Here is a 20,016-nt window from a genome sequence, read left to right as displayed (position 1 = left end):
TGTGACCACTCCCCGAAAGGTGCTCAACTCCTCATGCCCGAGCTGGTGTTCTTCTCCGGAACGATGGACTGCGGGAAGTCGACACTGGCTCTCCAGATCGCGCACAACCGTTCGGCTCGCGGTCTGCAGAGCGTGATCTTCACGAGGGACGACCGTGCGGGGGAGGGCAAGCTGTCCTCGCGCCTGGGGTTGGTGACCGAGGCGGTGGAGGCGACGCCCGAACTGGATCTCTACGCGTTCGTGGTGGAGCTCATGTCGCGAGGCGGCAAGGTCGACTACGTCATCGTGGACGAGGCCCAGTTCCTGCTGATGGAGCAGATCGACCAGCTGGCCCGGATCGTGGACGATCTGGGCCTCGACGTGTTCGCGTTCGGCATCACCACGGACTTCCGGACCAAGTTGTTCCCCGGTTCGCAGCGTCTGATCGAGTTGGCGGACCGGGTCGAGACGCTGCAGGTCGAGGCGATGTGCTGGTGCGGGGCACGGGCCACCCACAACGCGCGGACGGTGGGCGGCGAGATGGTCGTCGAGGGCGAGCAGGTCGTGGTGGGCGACGTGGGCGTGGCTGCGGAGATCGTCGGGTACGAGGTTCTGTGCCGCCGTCATTACCGCAAGCGGATGACGAGTGCGGCGGCGCGAGCGGCGGCACTGTCGCCCGACGTGCTGCCGGTCACGTCCAGCTGACCTGTGCTGTCACGGCGAGGCCGGGCAGTGGGCATGACGGACGCCGTCCGTTGGTCGCTCTGCCCGGCCGGCACCGCCCGAAGCGACGCAGGCATCACACCATCAGAAGACCGCCGCACCGCTCCGCGCCGTCCTTGACCGCGATCAAGTTGGCCTGCACGTAGGAGATGTTGTTCGTGGAGTGCCATTCGGTCGGGTAGTAGGTGACCAGTCGTGAACGCTGGAACCGGGCCTCGATCTCGGGTACGAAGGCGCGGTACTGGTTGTCGGTGTAGTACCAGAACGAGTTCTCGTTGTAGTACGCGACATGCGTCGGGTCCTGGTAGGCGCCACGGCCGTCGGAGCTCGGTGTCAGAGAAAGAAGCATGCCGCCCGGCGCCAGCAGGCGGTACAGCTCGTTGATCAGCGGAATCTTCGCCGGCACGTGCTCCAGGAAGTCCACAGCGCGGAGCAGTCCGACCGAACCGTCGGGGAGCTCCAGCGGCTCGGGCAGCGTCGCGACGATGTCGACGCCGTCCCTCGGGTACTGGTCCACTCCCAGGTAGCCGAGCGGCTATCGGTGCGCAGCACCGAGGTCCAGCGCATGCAGACCGCGCCGCTCGGCCCAGGCGAGCATGGTGGGCTCGATGTATTTGTCGTACAGAGCGACGGTCTCGTGCTGGATGTGCGCGTTGATCTCGGCGTCGCGCTGGGTGTTGTCGGGGTGCATCCGCTGCAGATAGAGGCAGCGAGGGATGTGGTGGAATTCGCCCGCCTGGAAGAGACGGCACATCAAGTCCTGGTCGTCCAGCACCGTGCGCGTGGCGTCATAACCGCCGACCTGCTCGTACGTGTCCTTGCGGAACGCCCGCACATGGTTGGGGGCGTACCAGATGTACGACACGTTGTGCGGAGTCGGTGCCATGGCGTGGGACTGCAGGAATCGGCGACCGTCGACGTCCACCTCCTCGTACTGCCAGCCGTGCGCCGCGTTGAACCGCGAGTCGTCACGGCCTCCGTCCTCCGTGACATGAGCCGTGTTGCTGTAGACGAAGACGGCGTACGGATTCTCGTCGAAGGCCTTCGCCAGTTCCGCCAGACAGTCCTTCGCCAGCAGATCGTCGTGGTCGAGCTCGACGAGGATCTCGCCGCGCGCCAGTTCGCAGGCGCGGCGCTTGGCCGCTCCGACCCCCTGCAGTTCGTCGGAGATCTCCACCCGGACACGGTCGTCGGGGTGCTCCGGCCGCCATCGCGCACCGTTGTTGAGAAGCACGATCCACTCCCAGTCGGAGCAGGTCTGCGCTTGCAGCGTCGCGAGGGATTCGTCCAGGAAACGCGGTCGGTGGCTGGGGGTGAAGACGGAGAACTTCGGGGTCGGGGATGAGGTCATCTTCCGGTACCTGTCTGAGTGGCTGTCGGTGTTGCACGCGCGGAATCCCGGAACTGCTCCGGGACGAGCTGCTGGATGGACCGGTCGGTACGGACGGCGCGGCCGAAGGCGTCGTCGGCCTCGCCGTCACGGCCCTTCTTCGCGAGGGCCTGCCCAAGGTGCAGGTAGGCCGTGGAAGCCTTCGGATCGGCGCTCACGATGCGCCGGTAGATTGCGATCGCTTGATCGGTGTCGCTCGACTCGAGCAGGATCGCCTTGTTGTAGAGGGCCGATTCGAAATCCGGATCGACGTCGAGGGCGTGGTCGTACAGTGCGCGCGTCGGCCGTTCTGTTGTCGGACTGAGCGATGACGCCGAGGTTGTACCAGGCGTGTTTGTTGGCGGGATCCAGGTCCAGGACCTGCCTGAAGCTCTTGGCCGCAGCAGAGAGATCCCTGTTCTCGCCCTGCTCAATGCCGCGTTGGAGCAGTTCGTCCGCTCTCGGCACGGGCTTGGCCGCTGATGCCGCGGGTCTGGATGCAGCCGTGGGTGTGGTCCTCGAACCACCGTTGAGGAGGTGGACCCAACCGGCCGCCACATTGGCGACCACGACGGCCGAGGCGAGTGCCGTCCACAGTCCCGTCCGCCTTTTCACGGGGATCCCCCTCGCCGATCCGACAACTCGACTGACTCGGCCGACAGGGACGAGCACGGGAATCGGCCGAGGCCGGCGCTCGGTTGACCCGAGCGCCGGCTCGCCGGCCCTGAGGCTCACGGCCGGTGGGTCTACGACGTGCAGATCACGTACGCGGTAACAGTGCGGGAGTTGCCGCTGCTGTTGCGCTCGACGACCTGCCAGCCAGTCGCCGGAGTCGACGTGGTTCCCCCCGTGGGGCGGCTGGTCTGGAACGTGGACGCGGTTGAGGTCGACTGGAATCCGCCGCCGACAGCGTTTGGCCAGCCGGCTGGGCACGAGACAGGGACGGTGATAGAAGCGGCGGAACTCGTGGAGGATGCCGTCCGGACGTTGCTCTGCGCCCCGAGGGGCGAGCCTTGGTTGCCTTGGAAGCCCTGGAAGACCTGGAAACCTCGGTTGCCCTGGAAGCCTTGCTCGCCTTGGTAGCCCTGTTCGCCCTGTTCGCCCTGGGTGCCCGAGCCTGAGTCGCCCTTCTGGCCTTGGTACCCCTGGTTGCCTTGGTTGCCCTGTGCGCCTTGGGCGCCCGAGCCCTGCTTTCCCTGGCAGCCCTGGCAGCCCTGGCAGCCCCGGGCACCCTGGCAGCCCCGGGCACCCTGGCAGCCCCGGGCACCCTGGCTGCCCTGAGCGCCTTGTGCTCCCTGATGCCCTTGCTGGCAGTCGTGCGGCTTGGACGTGCCGTTGTCCCGGCACTCTCCGTCTTCTCCTCCGTAACTGCCGTAACCGCTGCCACCGGCCATCCGTCGGGCGCGGGGCTTGAAATCCGCGCTCGATGCGCCATTCGGTCCCGGCACGCCGACGGCGTAATCAGAACTGGCCTTCTCGATCGCAGCGGCCGGGGTGGTCACCGAGGAAGCGAGGTTGATCGCCAAGCCGAGAGTTCCCGCCGAAAGCAGCGTGGCGGTCTGGACTCAAGATCTGCGCAGAGATTGAGGTCTCATCACAGAACATTCCTGCAGAGCTGAAAGCTGATGCGTGGATACACGCCGATTTCATCGGTGCGTAGGGGGATTACTGCGCAGGCCTCCGCGAGGAGCGTGAGTGGGCTACTCGTAACCGTCGTTGGACTACGTCGATTCCAGCTTGCGGTATCCCAAATTCACTGTACGGCTTATGCTTTCTGAACTCTGGGTTGACGGTGTGGGTATCAGCGAATTCCACTGCACTTCATTCCTTTGGCGCACGAGTTGCCGGGCAGGCGTCGTACGAGGGCAGCATTCCCCTCTCCAGCGCCTCCGCCAGGGACGGTGCCGTCGAGTCCCTGTCGGAGAGTTGGGGCGTGTCGGCCGGCCACTCGATGCCCAGGTCCGAGTCGAGCGGGTGGACCGCGTGTTCGCCCGCCGGTCTGTACGTCTCCGAACACAGGTAGACCAGCGTCGTGTTGTCGGTGAGCGCGCAGAAGCCATGCCCCAGACCCTCCGGGAGGTAGACCGCGCGACGCTCGACGTCGTCCAGCCGGACGCCCTCCCAGCGGCCGAAGTCGGGCGAACCGACCCGCAGGTCGACCACCACGTCCAGCACCGCACCGCGCACGCAGGTCACGTACTTGGCCTGCCCGGGCGGCACGTCGGCGAAGTGGATGCCGCGCACCACGCCCTGGGCGGACACCGAGAGATTGCCCTGGGCGAGTCGCAGTGGCCGGCCCACGGCCTCGGTCAGCCGGTCGAAGCGGTACCACTCGGTGAACAGCCCACGCCGGTCGCCGTGCAACTGCGGGACGATCTCGAACGCGCCCTCGATGGTCAACTCGCGGATTTTCACCGCGCGCCCTCCTTCAGTAGGTGGAGAAGGTACTGGCCGTCCCTGCTTCTGACTTCCGTGATCTCCAACTCCCCGCGAGCGCCGGGAAATGCATACGCCGTACGCCGGCGGGTCGGCGACAGGGTAGGCGAAAACCCTGCCGCATTTCATGTAGGCATGCTGGTCGGCGGTGTGGTGGCGATCGGTATCATGCAACTGGCCATCTCCGGAGTGGAATTCGGATAGTAGATCATCGGTTAATCGAAAACTGGCAGTAGTTATGTGGAATTTGAGCTCGGTTCGGACACGTGCCGCGTGCGCTACACTCCGCGGACCATGCGCATCCTGATCACCGGCGGTGCCGGATTCATCGGCTCCGAGTTCGTCCGCTCCATGCTGAGCGCGGATATCGACTGCAGGATTACCGTCCTGGACCAAATCACTTATTCGGGTGTCGAGGAAAACCTCGCGCCGGTGGCTCACCTTCCGGCGTACACCTTCGTCCGCGGCGACATCTGCGACAGGGACACGGTGGACGCGGTGACAGCGGGCCATGACGCGATCGTCCACTTCGCGGCCGAGTCCCACGTCGACCGTTCCATCGAGGGCGCGGTACCGTTCGTACGGACCAATGTGGTCGGCACCCAGGTGTTGTTGGACGCCGCGCGCAGGCACGGCGTCGGCCGGTTCGCGCATGTGTCCACCGACGAGGTGTACGGCTCGATCGACGTGGGCTCCTGGACGGAGAAGTCGCCGCTCGCCCCCACCTCGCCGTACTCCGCCTCGAAGGCCGGCTCCGACCTGCTCGCCCTGGCCTGCCACCGTACGCACGGCCTGGACGTGGTCGTGACCCGCTGCTCCAACAACTACGGGCACCACCAGTTCCCGGAGAAGGTCATCCCGCTGTTCATCACCCAACTGATCGACGGTCAGAAGGTGCCGCTCTACGGTGACGGCGCCAACGTCCGCGACTGGCTGCACGTCTCCGACCACTGCCGCGCCATCGAACTGGTGCTCCGGGGCGGCCGGGCCGGCGAGGTCTACCACATCGGCGGGGGAACCGAGATCACCAACAAGGAGCTCACCGGCATGCTGCTGGAGGCGACCGGGCGCGGCTGGGAGATGGTCCAGCAGGTGCCCGACCGCAGGGGGCACGACCGGCGGTATTCCCTCGACATCACCAAGATCCAGGAGGAGTTGGGATACCGGCCCCGGATCTCCTTCGCGGAGGGCCTGGCCGCCACGGTCGACTGGTATCGCGAAAACCGTGCCTGGTGGGAGCCGCTGAAGGCCCGGGCGGCGCTGTCATGACGCGCTGGCTGATCACCGGCGCAGGCGGGATGCTCGGCCGCGACGTGCACAGTCTGCTGGCGGACAGGCAGGTCACGGCCCTCGACCGCGCCGCCCTCGACATCACCGACCCCGAGGCCGTGCGCGCTGCGGTCGCCGGGCACGATGTGGTGATCAACTGCGCAGCCTGGACGGACGTCGACGGCGCCGAGTCCGCGGAGGCCGCGGCCACCGCCGTCAACGGAACAGGCGTACGTCACCTGGCCGTCGCCTGCCGGGACAACGGTGCCCGCCTGCTGCACGTCTCCACCGACTACGTCCTGTCCGGAGACGGCACCGAGCCCTGTCCCGAGTCGGCCCCGACCGCACCGGTCAACGCCTACGGCCGCAGCAAGCTGGCCGGCGAACAGGCGGTCGCCGAACTTCTCCCCGACACCGGCTACATCGTGCGCACCGCCTGGCTGTACGGCGAACACGGCCGCAACTTCGTCACCACGATGCTCGGCCTGGCCCAGCGGAGGAACACCGTCGACGTGGTCAACGACCAGCAAGGACAGCCCACCTGGACCCGCGACCTGGCTCGACTGCTGCTCGCCCTCGGCAGCGCCGACCAGGCCCCACCCGGCGTCTACCATGCCACCGCGTCCGGTCACACCACCTGGTACGGCCTGGCCCGCGCAGCATACGAACTCGCCGGCCTCGACCCCGACCGCGTCCGCCCGACCACATCTTCGGCCTTCCCCCGCCCCGCCCGCCGACCCGCGTACAGCGTCCTGGGCCACGCCCGGTGGACCGCGGCAGGCCTGCCCGAACTCCCCGACTGGCGCGCATCCCTCACCGAGGCGATGCGCTGCCCGTCGTTCAGCTCGCTCGCGCGTGAGGCGGTTCCTTCGTACCGGTCATCGCCCCATTGAGGATGCCGGGCGGCGGCCGCTTCACCTCCCCTGGACCACCGAGAAGACCGCTCCCTCCGGATCCGCCACCGTGGCGACCCGCCCGTGCTCGCTGTCATGGGCCGGCCCGAGCACCCGGCCGCCCAGCTCGGCGACCTGCCGCAGCGTCGCGTCGACGTCCGCGACCTCGAAGTACGTCAGCCAGTGCGGCCCCCGGTCCCGGGGCAGACCGTGGCCGACGCCGTGGATACCGGCCACCGGACGCCCCCCGATGCGCAGGGTCAGGTAGTCGAAGCCGGCGGACAGCACCGGCTCCTCCTCGTAACCGAACACCACTTCGTAGAACTTGCTGACGCTCTCCGTCTCGAAGGTGAGCAGCTCGTTCCAGGCGGGGGTACCGGGGACGCCGCTGAGCGACGTGCCGAAGTGGGCGCCCGCCTGCCAGATCCCGAACACCGCCCCGGTGGGGTCGGCCGCGATGGCCATCCGCCCGGCCTCGGCCGCGTCCAGCGGTCCGACGGCCACCGTGCCGCCGCACAGCCGCACCTGGTCGGCCGTCTGGTCCACGTCGTCCGAGGCGAGGTAGGGCGTCCAGGCGACCGGCAGCCTGCGGTCCGGCGGCAGCTGGCCGATGCCCGCCACCTCGTGCCCGTCCAGCAGCGCCCGCACATAGGGGCCGAGCTGCTGCGGGCCCGGCCGGAACTCCCAGCCGAACAGCTCCCCGTAGAACTCCTCGGTCGTGGCCAGCCCGTGCACCATCAGGCTCACCCAGCAGGGCGTACCCGGCGTGTGCCGCGCGTGCGGACCGGCCGACTCCCGTGCCTCGGTCATCGATCACTCTCTCCCCGGCCCCTCGCGGTGGCCGTGTCGCTTCCGCTCCCCGGAAGGGGTGTGCCGCTGGCGCGTGCACGCCCGTGCCGGTACCCACATCCTCCGGCGTGCCGCGTACCGTGCGCCGATGCCCGGGCGGTACCCCTGGGAGGATGTCCGATCTGCCGTCTTGGGACGCTTCCTGACGGTGGCCGACGGGTGTCCGTCAGCGGTACAGCGTGTGCCCGATCCCGTACGCCTCGTGATCGAGCCTGCCCGGCGGAGCAGAGTAGCCGGACCTGGACGCCTCGGCCACCCCTGACGTAAGGATGGACCCATGACAGCCATCATCACCGCGACCGAACTCGCCGCCGACCTGACCGGGGGGCGCCCGCCCGTCCTGCTGGACGTCCGCTGGCAGCTGACCATGGCCAAGGCCGCGGGCGCCCCCGCCTTCGACGGCCGGGCCGAGTACACGGCCGGGCATCTCCCCGGCGCGGTCTTCGTCGACCTGGACCGGGAGCTGGCCTCGGCCCCCGGGGAACACGGTCGCCATCCGCTGCCCGACCTCGAGGAGTTCGGCGCGGCCATGCGCCGCGCGGGCGTGTCGGCCGGCCGGCCGGTCGTCGTCTACGACGGCGGACAGGGCTGGGCGGCGGCGCGCGCGTGGTGGCTGCTGCGCTGGACGGGTCACCCGGACGTGCGGGTCCTCGACGGCGGGTTGCCGGCCTGGCAGGGCCGGCTGTCGACGGACGTGCCCGACCCGGCGGAGGGCGACTTCGAACCGGCGCCCGACGCGGCCGGGTTGCTCGACGCGGACGGAGCCGCCGCCCTGGCTCGCTCGGGCGTGCTGCTCGACGCGCGCGCGGGGGAGCGGTACCGCGGCGAGGTGGAGCCGATCGACCGGGTCGGCGGGCACATCCCCGGCGCGGTGTCGGCGCCGACGAACGAGAACGTGGGCCCGGACGGCCGTTTCCTGCCCGCGGCGGACCTGCGGGACCGCTTCAAGGCCCTGGGCGTGTCCGAGGAGGCGCCGGTGGGCGTCTACTGCGGCTCGGGCGTCTCGGGCGCGCACGAGGTGCTGGCCCTCGCGGTCGCGGACATTCCGGCGGCGCTGTACGTCGGCTCCTGGTCGGAGTGGTCCTCGGACCCGTCGCGTCCGGTCGCGGTGGGGCCGGACCCGCAGTAGCCAACGGAAAAAGTGGGGGCACGCACGCGTGCCCCCACTTCATACGGCCGTACGGCCGGTTTACTCCTGTTTCTTGCGCCGGGTCCCGAACACGATCTCGTCCCAGCTCGGTACCGCGGCGCGGCGGCCCGGGCGGACGCCGTCGGCCTCGGCCTGGCGGTCGGTGGCGCCGATGAGCCGGTCGCGGTGGCTGCCCACCGAGCGGGGCATGAGCACGTCCGCGTAGGCGGAGCCGGCCGAGGCGGCGGGCGCCGGGGGCTCCTCCGTCGCGGGTTCCTCGACGGGCTCCTCCGGGGACTCCACGGGCCGTTCCGGGACCACCAGGTCGCCCCGGAAGCTCGGCACCGCCTCCAACAGGCTGGTGAGCGAGTCGCGTTCGCCCGTGCTCTCCTCGGCGGGCTCGGACGACTGGGCCGGCAGGCTCGGCCGCTCCCGGTCGCCCCGGTCGAGGGCACGGTCCATCGAACGCTCGCGCGGCAGCCTGGCGATGCGCGGGACGAACGGGAAACTCGGCTCCGGTACGGCGAGGTCGTCGGACTCGCCGATCAGCGAGCGCGCCTCGTCGTCCACGGCCTGGACGAGCCGCCTGGGCGGGTCGTAGGTCCAGCTCGCCGAGTGCGGTTCGCCCGCGACCCGGTAGACGAGGAGGACCTCCCAGGTGCCGTCGTCGCGGCGCCAGGAGTCCCACTGCACGGTGTCCTTCTCGGCACCGCGCAGCAACAGCCGCTCCTGGACGGTCTCGCCGAGCAGCGGACCGGAGTTCTCGCCGGGGCGGCGGACCGGGGTCTTACGGGCCCGCTCGGCCATGAAGGCGCGCTCGGCCAGTACCGGACCCTCGAAGCGCCGCACCCGGTCGACGGGGATGCCGGCGAGCTGAGCCACCTCTTCCGCGGTGGCACCCGCACGTATACGGGCCTGGATGTCGCGGGGGCGGAGATGGCTCTCCACCTCGATCTCGATCTGACCGAGGCGCGGCCGGTCGCCGCGCACCGCGGCACGCAGCCGTTCGTCGATCGGAAGCGTGTACTCCGTAGAGTCGGCAGCCTTGAGCACCAGCCGTGTGCCGTCATTCGAGACGGCCACGACACGCAGTTCGGGCATGGGGACCTCCCGGGTGGTGCCTGCCGACGTCACGTGCGTCGCTGCTTCCGCTAGTCGAGTGTGGCCTGCCCGGGTGCAGCCTGCCACAACCTTGCCGAGTTGCCCGGCGTGTCGGGCGCTGGCCCTGAGTCGCCGTTATGGCACGGTTACCTATTCGCAACGCTAAGTGACGAACTTCATCACCCTGTGCAACAAGCCCCCTCCCGGCGGTCCTGCAAGGCCGCGGACACCCTGGTGGGAGACCGGACCCAGGGCTCGCAACAGTACTCCATTCGGACCACGTGCGTGGATTGGCGCGCCGCCCAACTTCTCGTAAGGGATGCGACTTGGCCGTACGCAACCCGGTTTGCCGATCATGAACGTGGCGAACTTCACGCAATCCCCAGAAACGGAACTAATGGTTTCGTCCGGGGAGCGGATCCGGGAGGCCCCGGGCCCCGTCCGGCAGAACGGCCGTAGTAGGGCGACCAAGTGTCACCGGCTCCGGGCCAGCTCACCGAGGGGACCGTCCACCGCGCGCGGGTAGCGGAGCTCGAAGCGCCCGGTCCTCGCGGCCACCCTCGTTTTCGGCGTCACCATGGCCGGGGCCGGGGTCCGTCCTCCCCGAATTCCGGTGAGGGCACGACCTCTTCGGCCCCATCGCCCCTTCGACCCACTCGTCGTATTCGGACGTGCCCTCGACGGGTGCCGACGACGGCAGCGGTGCGACCCACGGCGCGACGCCCGCGCCGAGCGACCCGGGAAGCGGGGAGCCGAGCGGCGGCGCGGCCGCCCCGGCCCCCACGCGCAGCGGGTGCTCCGGCGACGCCTACGCCCCCAGAACCCTCCGCAAGTAGTCGTTCTGGAACAGCCGTTCCGGGTCGAGACGGTCCCGCAACGCCGTGAACTCGCCGAAGCGCGGGTACGCCTCGGCGAAGTACTCCGCGTCCCGCGTGTGGACCTTGCCCCAGTGCGGCCGGCCCTCGTGCGCCGTGAAGATGCGCTCGGCGGCGGTGAAGTAGGCCTGGTACGGCGTGCCCCGGAACATGTGGACGGCGATGTACGCGCTGTCCCGGCCGCAGGCGGTGGACAGGGTGATGTCGTCGGCCGGGGCGGTGCGCACCTCGACCGGGAAGCTGACGCGCAGACCGGAGCGGTCGACCATGGCCTTCAGTTCGCGCAGTGTGTCGGTCAGGGCCGCGCGCGGGACGGCGTACTCCATTTCCACGAAGCGCACCCGGCGCGGAGAGGTGAAGACCTTGTAAGGGATGTCGGTGTACGTCCGCCCGGACAGCGCCTTGCTGGAGATCTGGGCGATCGCCGGAACGGTCGCGGGGGCGGCGCGACCGACCCACTGGGCCACCTGGAAGACGCCGTTGGAGAGGAACTCGTCCTCGAACCACCCGGCCAGCTGCCCCACGGGCTGCTCGGGGCCCGCGCTGCGATTGTTCCGCTTGGTGTTGGTGTTGCCGGTGTGCGGGAACCAGTAGAACTCGAAGTGCTCGTTCTCGGCCCACAGTTGGTCGAACTCGGCCAGCACCCGCTCGAAGGGCATCGGCTCCTCGCGCGCGGTGAGCAGGAAGAGCGGCTCCACCGCGAAGGTGATCGCGGTGACGATGCCGAGCGCACCGAGGCCGATCCGGGCGGCCGCGAAGATCGCGCGTTCTTCTTCGGTCCCCTTCTCCGAGCAGCTGAGCACCGAGCCCTCGGCGGTGACGAGTTCGAGCGCCTTGATCTGGGCGGCGATCGAGGCCGACTCGCGGCCCGTGCCGTGGGTGCCCGTGCTGGTGGCGCCGGAGACGGTCTGCTCCATGATGTCGCCCATGTTGGTGAGCGACAGGCCCTCGCGCGCCAGGACCGCGTTGAGTCTCTTGAGCGGGGTGCCCGCCTCGACCGTGACGGTCATGGCGTCCCGGTCGATGGTGCGAATGCCGGTCAACAGTTGAGGGCGGATCAACACACCGTCGGTGGCGGCGATGGACGTGAAGGAGTGTCCGGTGCCGACCGCCTTCACCTTCAGGCCGTCCTCGGCCGCCTTGCGCACGGCCGCCGCCAGTTCCTCCACCGAGGCCGGCTCGACCTGCCGGGCGGGGCGGGCGGCGACATTGCCGCCCCAGTTACGCCAGGTGCCGTTCTTCGCGCTCGCTGTGGTGCTCAACGGTGCCTCCCCGACCCGCGGCCGGCCTGCGGAGCCGGCGGTACCCCAGGAAACCGACCGCGACCGCGACGGCTCCGGACACGACCGGAACCCCGTACCCGGCACGCGCGCCGGCTGCGTCGATCACCCAGCCGGCCACGGAGGAGCCGAGCGCCACGCCGACCGCGAGGCCGGTGCTCACCCAGGTCATGCCCTCGGTCAGCTTCGCGCGAGGTACGTGCTCTTCGATGAGGGACATCGTCGTGATCATCGTCGGTGCGATGGACAGCCCTGCAACGAACAGCGCCACGGCCAGAAGCGGCAAGTTTCCGACCAGTAGGAGGGGGATCATACTCACGGCCATCGCCCCCACGCCCAGCAACCAGCGACGTTCCGGGGCTCCCGAGAAGCGCAGCAGCCCGAAGACGGCACCCGCGACACAGGAGCCGGCCGCGTACAGCGCCAGCACCACGCTCGCGGCCGCCTTGTGGCCGTGCTCGTCGGCGAAGGCGACGGTGACCACGTCGACCGCCCCGAAGATCGTCCCCGTGGCCACGAAGGTCGCCACCAGGACCTGGAGCCCGGCCGAGCGCAGCGCGCTGCCGCCGTCGTGCCGCTCGCGCGGGTGCGACTCCGGCTCGGTGGCGCGCTGGGCGGTCAGCCAGAAGACGCCGACGGCCAGGAAGCAGGCCGCCAGCAGGGGGCCCGCCTCCGGGAACCAGGCCGTGGACAGGCCGATGGAGATGATCGGCCCGAAGATGAAGCACACCTCGTCCACCACCGACTCGAACGAGTAGGCGGTGTGCAGCTTCGGTGTGCCCCGGTACAGGGCCGCCCAGCGGGCCCGGATCATCGCGCCCAGGCTCGGCACCGTGCCGATGCCGGCCGCGCAGACGAACAGCACCCAGTCCGGCCACCCGAGATGCGCGGTGAGCAGCAGTCCGGCGGCCGCCAGGAGTGCCACCAGGGTCGCGGGGCGCAGCACCCGGCGCTGGCCGTGCCGGTCCACCAGCCGGGATATCTGCGGCCCGACCGCGGCGGCGGACAGGGCGATGGTGGCCGACAGCGCGCCCGCGAGGCCGTAGCGCCCGGTGAGCTGGGAGACCATCGTGACCACGCCGATGCCCATCATCGACAGTGGCATCCGGCCGACGAAGCCGGCCGCGGAGAAGCTCTTGGTGCCGGGCTCGGCGAACAGGGCGCGGTAGGGGCTGGGCACGTGGTCTCCGGGGCATCGGTAAGGCGCGAATGCGGCTGATACAGCTTACGAGTTAGGTGACCCTAATTGCACCAGGAATCACAGCCGGAAATACCGGACTAAACCGGCTGGAACTCGACTCTTCACCCCGCTGTTGCCCGGCCGTCAGAGCCGGGTGACAGGATCGACTCATGCCAGACGCGCTCGATGCCACCCCGTACGACGCCCTGCTCCTGCTCTCGTTCGGCGGCCCCGAAGGCCCCGACGACGTGGTCCCGTTCCTGGAGAACGTCACGCGTGGGCGTGGCATCCCCAAGGAACGGCTCAAGGAAGTCGGGCAGCACTACTTCCTGTTCGGCGGGGTCAGCCCGATCAACGACCAGAACCGCGCCCTGCTGGACGCCCTGCACAAGGACTTCGCCGAGCACGGCCTGGACCTGCCGGTCTACTGGGGCAACCGCAACTGGGCGCCGTACCTGACGGACACCCTGCGCGAGCTGGTCGCCGACGGCCGGCGTCGCATCCTGGTGCTCGCCACCAGCGCCTACGCCTCCTACTCGGGCTGCCGCCAGTACCGCGAGAACCTCGCCGACGCGCTGGCCACCCTGCAGGCCGAGGGCCTCGACCTGCCGAAGATCGACAAGCTGCGGCACTACTTCAACCACCCCGGCTTCGTCGAGCCCATGGTCGACGGCGTGCTGCGCTCCCTGGCCGAGCTCCCCGAGGACGTCCGCGACGGCGCCCACATCGCCTTCAGCACCCACTCCATCCCGACCGCGGCCGCCGACACCTCCGGCCCGGTCGAAGCCCACGGCGAGGGCGGCGCGTACGTGGAGCAGCACCTGGACGTGGCCCAGCTGATCGCCGACGCGGTCCGTGAGCGCACCGGCGTCGACCACCCCTGGCGGCTCGTCTACCAGTCCCGCTCCGGCGCCCCGCACATCCCCTGGCTGGAGCCGGACATCTGCGACCACCTCGAGGAGCGGCACGCCGCAGGCGCCCCGGCCGTCGTCATGGCGCCCATCGGCTTCGTCTCGGACCACATGGAGGTCCTCTACGACCTCGACACCGAGGCCACGGCCAAGGCCGAGGAACTGGGCCTCCCGGTGCGCCGCTCGGCCACCGTGGGCGCCGACCCGCGGTTCGCCGCGGCGGTCCGCGAGCTGATCCTGGAGCGGGCCGCCGTGGAGCGTGGGCAGGAGGTCACGCCGTGCGCCCTCGGCGCGCTCGGTGCGAGTCACGACCTCTGCCCGGTCGGCTGCTGCCCGGCCCGTGCCCCCCGCCCGGCCGCCGCGGGCGCCGACAGCCCCTACGCGTGAGGAGACCCGTGACCGACGCCCTGCACAGGGAACTGCTCGACCTGGCCCAGGAGGCCGCCCGCCGCGCCGGCGAGCTGCTGCGGGACGGCCGTCCCGCCGACCTGGCGGTGGCCAGGACCAAGTCGAGCCCGATCGACGTCGTCACCGAGATGGACATCGCGGCGGAGAAGCTGATCACCGGCCTGATCTCCGACCGCCGCCCGGCCGACGGCTTCCTCGGCGAGGAGGGCGCCGACACCGTGGGCACCAGCGGCGTCCGCTGGGTGATCGACCCGCTCGACGGCACCGTCAACTACCTGTACGGGCTGCCGACCTGGGCCGTGTCCATCGCGGCCGAGCTGGACGGCGAGACCGTCGTCGGGGTCGTCGCGGCGCCGATGCGCGGCGAGACCTACCACGCGGTGCGCGGCGGCGGTGCCTGGGCCACGGGTGCGTGGGAGGGCGAGCGGGCGCTGTCCTGCCGCCCCGCGCCCCCGCTGGACCAGGCGCTGGTCTCCACGGGCTTCAACTACGTCGCCGAGGTCCGCGCCCGCCAGGCCGAGGTGGCCGGCCGGCTGATCCCGCTGCTGCGGGACATCCGGCGCAGCGGGTCGGCCGCGGTCGACCTGTGCGACGTGGCCGGCGGCCGCCTGGACGGGTACTACGAGCGGGGACTCAACGCCTGGGACGTCGCCGCCGGGGATCTGATCGCGCGGGAGGCGGGCGCGCTGACCGGTGGACGGCCCGGAGAGCGCCCGTCACGTGATCTGACGGTCGCGGGCACGCCGGGCGTCTTCGAGCCCCTTCAGCGCCTGCTGGAGGACTTCGGGGCCTGGCACGACTGACGGGACCGCTCCGGCGCAGGACGCGAGAACGACGGAACCCCCCGGCGCTGGATTCGCCGGGGGGTTCCGCTGTGCTGCGGGCCGTTCAGACGCGTGACGCGCCGACCTCCACACCGTGTTCGGCGGCGAGGCGGCGCAGGTCGTCGAGCTCGGCCTGCTCCACCTCGGCGAGGAAGTCGTCGCCCTCGTCACGAGCCCGCGTCAGGTCGGACTCGGTCGCCCTTATGCGCTGCAGAAGTCCTGCGGTGAATGCGTCCATGCTGCGCCCCCTCGTCCTGGGTCGTGGGTCGGTGGCACGGGGGTGTGCCGTTCGGAAGGGGCGATCACGTCTCTTGCGGGTGCCCAGCGCTGCCCTGCCGGGCGGCGACGGTGCCGGACACCCACGCCCGCTCTGCGGAAGCGGACTGTGATGTACCGCATGGTGTTGCGGCACATGCAGAGCGTGATCGCGGGGTGTAAAGCCGTCCTCCCCCCACGTCCTTCCGCGGAAACCTCAACCGCCAGAGAAAATCCCGCATTCCCGCTACGGGAGCCGGATCCCTGCGGCCCGGACCCCGCCTTACAGCCGACTTATGGCCGAAAAGGGCAGGATGGAGGTCACATCCCACGGACACCCCTGCCCGCGCGCGCTCACTGAGCGCTACGCGGGTGGACACAGGAAGGACAAGCGACGTGCGCGTACTCGTCGTCGAGGACGAGCAACTGCTCGCCGATGCGGTGGCCACCGGACTGCGCCGGGAGGCCATGGCCGTCGACGTCGTGTACGACGGTGCGGCCGCCCTGGAGCGCATCGGCGTCAACGACTACGACGTGGTCGTCCTCGACCGCGACCTCCCGCTCGTGCACGGCGACGACGTCTGCCGCAAGATCGTGGAGCTTGGCATGCCCACGCGCGTGCTCATGCTCACCGCGTCCGGCGACGTCAGCGACCGCGTCGAGGGCCTGGAGATCGGCGCCGACGACTATCTCCCCAAGCCGTTCGCGTTCAGTGAGCTGATCGCGCGCGTGCGCGCCCTCGGACGCCGTACGAGCGTGCCTCTGCCCCCGGTCCTGGAGCGCTCCGGCATCAAGCTCGACCCCAACCGCCGCGAGGTCTTCCGCGATGGCAAGGAGGTCCAGCTCGCGCCCAAGGAGTTCGCGGTCCTGGAGGTGCTGATGCGCAGCGAGGGCGCGGTCGTCTCGGCCGAACAGCTGCTGGAGAAGGCCTGGGACGAGAACACCGACCCGTTCACCAACGTGGTCCGTGTGACGGTCATGACGCTGCGCCGCAAGCTCGGCGAGCCGCCCGTGATCGTCACCGTGCCCGGCTCCGGCTACCGGATCTGATCCGCCGTGGCCTCGACACCCGCGCCCGCCCAGGCGCCCCCGAAACCCACCTGGGACCCCCGGCGGCCGCAGCCCCCCTTCCCGTGGCTGCGCCCGACCATCCGGATACGGCTCACGCTGCTGTACGGCGGCATGTTCCTGATCGCCGGCATCCTGCTGCTGTCGATCATCTACCTGCTGGCCGCGCAGGCGATCACCACCGGCAACATGCCGCCGTTCCGGATCGTCAGCTTCAACCAGGGCTCCCAACTGAAGATCACCAGCGACTACTGCCCCGCGATCAACATGGCCGGGAACACGTCCGGTCTGTCGCTCCAGGACTTCAACGACGCGATCAGCCACTGTGTCGACCTGCGGCGCCAGTCGGCCCTGGACGACCTGCTCAGCCGTTCGCTGCTGGCCCTGCTGGGCCTCGCCGTGATCGCCTTCGCGTTCGGCTACGCGATGGCGGGCCGCGTGCTGTCCCCGCTCGGCCGGATCACCCGTACCGCCCGTCAGGTGGCCGGGTCGGATCTGTCCCGCCGGATCGAGCTGGACGGCCCGGACGACGAGCTGAAGGAGCTGGCGGACACCTTCGACGACATGCTGGAGCGGCTGGAGCGCGCCTTCACGGCCCAGCAGCGCTTCGTCGGCAACGCCTCCCACGAGCTGCGCACACCACTCGCGATCAACCGCACGCTCCTGGAAGTGCACCTGTCCGACCCGAACGCACCCGTGGAGCTGCAGCAGCTCGGCAGGACGCTGCTGGCCACCAACGAGCGCAGCGAGCAGCTGGTGGAGGGCCTGCTGCTGCTCGCCCGCAGCGACAACCAGATCGTCGAGCGCAAACCGGTCGACCTGGCCGAGGTGGCCGGCCAGGCCGTCGACCAGGTGCACGCCGAGGCGGCGGCCAAGGGCGTCAAGATCCGCGGTGAGCGCAAACCCGCGGTGGTGCAGGGCAACGGCGTGCTGCTGGAGCGGGTCGCGCTGAACCTCGTGCAGAACGCCGTGCGCTACAACGTGGCCGAGAACGGCTGGGTCGAGGTCACCACGGAGGTGGAGCACGGGCAGGCGGTGCTGACCGTCTCGAACACCGGGCCGGTCGTGCCGGCGTACGAGATCGACAACCTCTTCGAGCCCTTCAGACGGCTCCGTACGGAGCGCACGGGCAGCGACAAGGGTGTGGGCCTCGGCCTGTCCATCGTCCGGTCCGTGGCCCGCGCGCACGGCGGCCACATCGTGGCGCAGCCCCGCGAGGGCGGCGGCCTGGTGATGCGCGTCACCCTGCCGGTGTGACGCAGATCCGACACACGCGGAGGATGTTCGCTTTGCGCGGAATTTTCTGGGCACCTGATCAGGTTGACCCTGTGTGATCAATCACATGGGCGGATTTCCAGCCATGTACTCTCCGTGATCATGACAGGAGCCGTAAAGCCGGGAAAATCCTGGTTTTCAGGGCTCTTGATCACGGGAAGTACACGGTGAGGCGCCTTTGAGGTGCGGCATTCGAACCGTGTACGGTCCTCACCGCCATCCAAGCCGATCACTCTTGAGGTGTCGGGTTGGGTGTCGATTGAGTAACAGACCTTGATGTGAGGCAAAATCTCCGCCTCAGGTCGGGCACAAGTCCGGCCTCTCACGCGTTACGTGCGCTGGAGACACCGCAGACACCCAGAGGGGGAGAGCGACATGGCAACCGATTACGACACTCCACGCAAGACCGACGACGACGTCGACTCGGACAGTCTCGAAGAGCTGAAGGCCCGCCGGAACGACAAGTCCACCTCAGCGGTGGACGTCGACGAGTTCGAGGCCGCAGAGGGCCTCGAGCTGCCGGGCGCCGACCTCTCGAACGAGGAGCTGGCCGTCCGTGTGCTGCCCAAGCAGCAGGACGAGTTCACGTGCATGAGCTGCTTCCTGGTGCACCACCGCAGCCAGCTGGCCAGGGAGAAGAACGGTCAGCCGATCTGCCGCGACTGCGACTGAGGACGGGTCGGCCGTGACTGGCTCGACCCCTCCACGGAAGCGCCGCTTCCCTCTGCCGGGAGCGGACAAGGGGCCGTACGACGGCCCTCACGGCACACGTGACGACGAGCGGGGCTCACCCGGTGTGGGAGCCTCGCTCGACCCGGCGTCGGGCCCAGAAGGCCTGCCGACGCCGGTGTGGCGGCCCGCGCCTGTCGCCAGGCGGCGGGTCGCGGTGATCCGTGACAAGGCCCGGGATCTGGCCCGGGAAGGCGCCCGTATGGGCGGCAGCCGCGCGCGGGCGGGGCTGGCGTACCTCACGGACCGGATCATCGAGATCGCCCCGCGTGTCCCCGTACGCGACCTCGCGACGCTGCGCAGGCAGTTCCCGGGCCTCGGGCCCGAGGAGATCGCCGACAAACTCGTGGCGGGCGCGGCCGGCGCGACCTCGACGGTCGGGGCCGGGATCGGGGCTGCGGCGATGCTGCCGGTGCCCCCGGCCATGCCGACCGAGCTGGCCGCGGAGATCACCGGGGTCGCTGCGATCGAGCTCAAGCTGATCGCCGAGCTCCATGAGGTGTACGGCCTCAGGCCGCCGGGGAACCTGATGGCTCGCAGTACCGCGTACCTGTCCTCCTGGTCGGGGGAGCGCGGGATCGACGTGATGAAGCCGTCGTCGGTCAACACGGCCCTCGGGGGCCAGATGAAGCGCGAGCTGCGTCAGCAGATCATGAAGCGGATGGTCAGGGACCTGCCCAACCTCATGCCGTTCATGGTGGGCGCGGCGGTGGGGGCGGTCATGAACCGCCGGGACACCAGGAAGCTGGCCGGGCGGGTCCGGGCGGACCTGCGGAAGATCCAGGTGCCGTGGGACGAGCTGTCCGAGCTGCCGCCGCTGGAGAAGCCCGCGCGGCCCCTGAAGCTGGACGAGCCTCCCGAGGACTGGGGGGACTGACGTCCCCCGCACCCGGTTACGCCTGCTGGTCCTTCGCCTGGTCGCTCACCCGGTGCTTCGCCGCCTCGATGGCCGCCGCCAGCCGCTCCGGCTCCCGCGTCGACAGGTACAGGTACGGCGTCGGGTCCTGCGGGTCCGTGACCTCCACGCGCAGGGCCCTCGGGATGTAGGCGCGCAGCAGCAGGAACGCGCGGGTGTCGGCCTTGTACGTGCGCCAGGCGCGGGCCTCCTCCGGGTCCAGGATCTCCGCGTCGCCGAGTGCCGACACCGGGATCTTCGCCTCGCCCGCGATCAGGGAGTCGCCCACGACACGGATGCGCAGGGAGCCGTACGCACTGGCCACCACCGCGGCCGCGGCCGTACCGCCGACCAGGCCGCCGAGCAGCGGCAACGTGCCGAACGGGAGCAGGATCAGGGCGAACGAGAGGCCCACGAGGAAGCTGATCAGCCACCACGAGCGGGGGGCGGTGAGGCGTTCTTCGTAGGGGGTGGCGGAGAGCTGCATGGGGCCAAGCTTGGCACGGTATCCGGATATCGCCGGAGTCGGGGCAGCCGGCGCGAAGCGCTGCCGGGCAGGGCGATGGTG

21 protein-coding genes are annotated in these 20,016 nt (G+C 70.0%); 10 read left to right on the top strand and 11 right to left on the bottom strand.

Going from position 1 to position 20,016, the window contains the following annotated elements; translation table 11 throughout:
* Positions 1-33: 33 nt before the first annotated feature.
* Entirely contained in the window at positions 34-684 is a 651-nt protein-coding gene (locus ACIRVH_RS27680; protein ID WP_403958263.1) for a thymidine kinase, read from the top strand.
* A 94-nt stretch (positions 685-778) separates the two neighbouring features.
* Here the strand turns inward: ACIRVH_RS27680 and ACIRVH_RS27675 are convergent, their stop codons facing one another.
* The 5 genes from ACIRVH_RS27675 to ACIRVH_RS27655 all read right to left on the bottom strand — a co-directional run bounded on the left by ACIRVH_RS27675 (position 779) and on the right by ACIRVH_RS27655 (position 4,480).
* Positions 779-1,219 carry a methyltransferase domain-containing protein gene (locus ACIRVH_RS27675; protein ID WP_403958260.1) on the bottom strand — a complete coding sequence of 147 codons (441 nt, stop codon included), beginning with the start codon at positions 1,217-1,219 and terminating at the stop codon, positions 779-781.
* Positions 1,220-1,237: 18 nt separating this feature from the next.
* Complete coding sequence (locus ACIRVH_RS27670) at positions 1,238-2,053, bottom strand: glycosyltransferase (protein ID WP_403958257.1); 816 nt, start codon at positions 2,051-2,053, stop codon at positions 1,238-1,240.
* The gene (locus tag ACIRVH_RS27665) at positions 2,050-2,505 is read right to left on the bottom strand and encodes a tetratricopeptide repeat protein (protein ID WP_403958255.1); all 456 of its coding nucleotides are present in this window, start codon (positions 2,503-2,505) and stop codon (positions 2,050-2,052) included. Before ACIRVH_RS27665 ends, ACIRVH_RS27670 begins: the two co-directional genes overlap by 4 nt.
* 312 nt (positions 2,506-2,817) lie before the next feature.
* A complete protein-coding gene (locus tag ACIRVH_RS27660) occupies positions 2,818-3,597 on the bottom strand; it encodes a hypothetical protein (RefSeq protein WP_403958252.1) in 780 nt (259 codons plus the stop codon).
* A gap of 295 nt (positions 3,598-3,892) precedes the next feature.
* Entirely contained in the window at positions 3,893-4,480 is a 588-nt protein-coding gene (locus ACIRVH_RS27655; RefSeq protein ID WP_403958572.1) for a dTDP-4-dehydrorhamnose 3,5-epimerase family protein, read from the bottom strand.
* A 321-nt stretch (positions 4,481-4,801) separates the two neighbouring features.
* On the opposite strand from ACIRVH_RS27655, the gene rfbB reads away from it, so the two are divergent.
* Together rfbB and rfbD are read left to right on the top strand one after the other, a co-directional pair.
* The gene (gene rfbB, locus ACIRVH_RS27650) at positions 4,802-5,776 is read left to right on the top strand and encodes a dTDP-glucose 4,6-dehydratase (RefSeq protein WP_403958249.1); all 975 of its coding nucleotides are present in this window, start codon (positions 4,802-4,804) and stop codon (positions 5,774-5,776) included.
* On the top strand, positions 5,773-6,669 hold the full coding sequence (gene rfbD, locus ACIRVH_RS27645) for a dTDP-4-dehydrorhamnose reductase (protein ID WP_403958246.1): 897 nt from the start codon (positions 5,773-5,775) through the stop codon (positions 6,667-6,669). Before rfbB ends, rfbD begins: the two co-directional genes overlap by 4 nt.
* A 21-nt stretch (positions 6,670-6,690) precedes the next feature.
* Here the strand turns inward: rfbD and ACIRVH_RS27640 are convergent, their stop codons facing one another.
* Positions 6,691-7,479, bottom strand: coding sequence for a VOC family protein (locus tag ACIRVH_RS27640; RefSeq protein ID WP_403958243.1), 789 nt, complete (start codon positions 7,477-7,479; stop codon positions 6,691-6,693).
* A 316-nt stretch (positions 7,480-7,795) separates the two neighbouring features.
* Between ACIRVH_RS27640 and ACIRVH_RS27635 the strand changes: the two genes are divergently transcribed.
* Positions 7,796-8,647: a sulfurtransferase gene (locus tag ACIRVH_RS27635; RefSeq protein WP_403958241.1), complete on the top strand. Its 852-nt coding sequence runs from the start codon at positions 7,796-7,798 to the stop codon at positions 8,645-8,647.
* A 60-nt stretch (positions 8,648-8,707) separates the two neighbouring features.
* Here ACIRVH_RS27635 and sepH read toward each other — a convergent pair whose 3' ends face one another.
* From sepH to ACIRVH_RS27620, 3 genes are all read right to left on the bottom strand, one after another.
* Complete coding sequence (gene sepH, locus ACIRVH_RS27630) at positions 8,708-9,748, bottom strand: septation protein SepH (protein WP_403958238.1); 1,041 nt, start codon at positions 9,746-9,748, stop codon at positions 8,708-8,710.
* 808 nt (positions 9,749-10,556) lie between these two features.
* Positions 10,557-11,885, bottom strand: coding sequence for a D-arabinono-1,4-lactone oxidase (locus ACIRVH_RS27625; protein WP_403958235.1), 1,329 nt, complete (start codon positions 11,883-11,885; stop codon positions 10,557-10,559).
* On the bottom strand, positions 11,845-13,083 hold the full coding sequence (locus tag ACIRVH_RS27620; protein WP_403958231.1) for an MFS transporter: 1,239 nt from the start codon (positions 13,081-13,083) through the stop codon (positions 11,845-11,847). Before ACIRVH_RS27620 ends, ACIRVH_RS27625 begins: the two co-directional genes overlap by 41 nt.
* 170 nt (positions 13,084-13,253) lie before the next feature.
* Between ACIRVH_RS27620 and ACIRVH_RS27615 the strand changes: the two genes are divergently transcribed.
* Together ACIRVH_RS27615 and ACIRVH_RS27610 are read left to right on the top strand one after the other, a co-directional pair.
* On the top strand, positions 13,254-14,381 hold the full coding sequence (locus ACIRVH_RS27615; protein WP_403958229.1) for a ferrochelatase: 1,128 nt from the start codon (positions 13,254-13,256) through the stop codon (positions 14,379-14,381).
* An 8-nt stretch (positions 14,382-14,389) separates the two neighbouring features.
* Positions 14,390-15,205 (top strand): inositol monophosphatase family protein, encoded by an 816-nt coding sequence (locus tag ACIRVH_RS27610; protein WP_403958227.1) that lies wholly within the window; start codon positions 14,390-14,392, stop codon positions 15,203-15,205.
* An 85-nt stretch (positions 15,206-15,290) separates the two neighbouring features.
* Here the strand turns inward: ACIRVH_RS27610 and ACIRVH_RS27605 are convergent, their stop codons facing one another.
* Entirely contained in the window at positions 15,291-15,464 is a 174-nt protein-coding gene (locus ACIRVH_RS27605; RefSeq protein WP_403958224.1) for a hypothetical protein, read from the bottom strand.
* Positions 15,465-15,877: 413 nt separating this feature from the next.
* Here ACIRVH_RS27605 and ACIRVH_RS27600 point away from each other — a divergent pair, with 413 nt between their 5' ends.
* The 4 genes from ACIRVH_RS27600 (at position 15,878) to ACIRVH_RS27585 (ending at position 19,430) form a co-directional block, all read left to right on the top strand.
* Positions 15,878-16,531: a response regulator transcription factor gene (locus ACIRVH_RS27600; RefSeq protein WP_016432179.1), complete on the top strand. Its 654-nt coding sequence runs from the start codon at positions 15,878-15,880 to the stop codon at positions 16,529-16,531.
* Positions 16,532-16,537: 6 nt separating this feature from the next.
* Positions 16,538-17,806 carry a sensor histidine kinase gene (locus tag ACIRVH_RS27595; protein WP_403958221.1) on the top strand — a complete coding sequence of 423 codons (1,269 nt, stop codon included), beginning with the start codon at positions 16,538-16,540 and terminating at the stop codon, positions 17,804-17,806.
* A gap of 393 nt (positions 17,807-18,199) precedes the next feature.
* A complete protein-coding gene (locus ACIRVH_RS27590) occupies positions 18,200-18,496 on the top strand; it encodes a DUF4193 domain-containing protein (RefSeq protein ID WP_005481602.1) in 297 nt (98 codons plus the stop codon).
* Between the two features lie 13 nt (positions 18,497-18,509).
* The gene (locus tag ACIRVH_RS27585; RefSeq protein ID WP_403958219.1) at positions 18,510-19,430 is read left to right on the top strand and encodes a hypothetical protein; all 921 of its coding nucleotides are present in this window, start codon (positions 18,510-18,512) and stop codon (positions 19,428-19,430) included.
* Positions 19,431-19,446: 16 nt separating this feature from the next.
* Here ACIRVH_RS27585 and ACIRVH_RS27580 read toward each other — a convergent pair whose 3' ends face one another.
* On the bottom strand, positions 19,447-19,935 hold the full coding sequence (locus tag ACIRVH_RS27580; RefSeq protein ID WP_403958217.1) for a DUF3093 domain-containing protein: 489 nt from the start codon (positions 19,933-19,935) through the stop codon (positions 19,447-19,449).
* Between the last annotated feature and the right edge of the window lie 81 nt (positions 19,936-20,016).

Source organism: Streptomyces sp. NPDC101165, from assembly GCF_044768135.1.
Taxonomy (GTDB): domain Bacteria; phylum Actinomycetota; class Actinomycetes; order Streptomycetales; family Streptomycetaceae; genus Streptomyces.
Note: the sequence above shows the minus strand (reverse complement) of the source record. Positions and strands in the feature narration are given on the sequence as shown.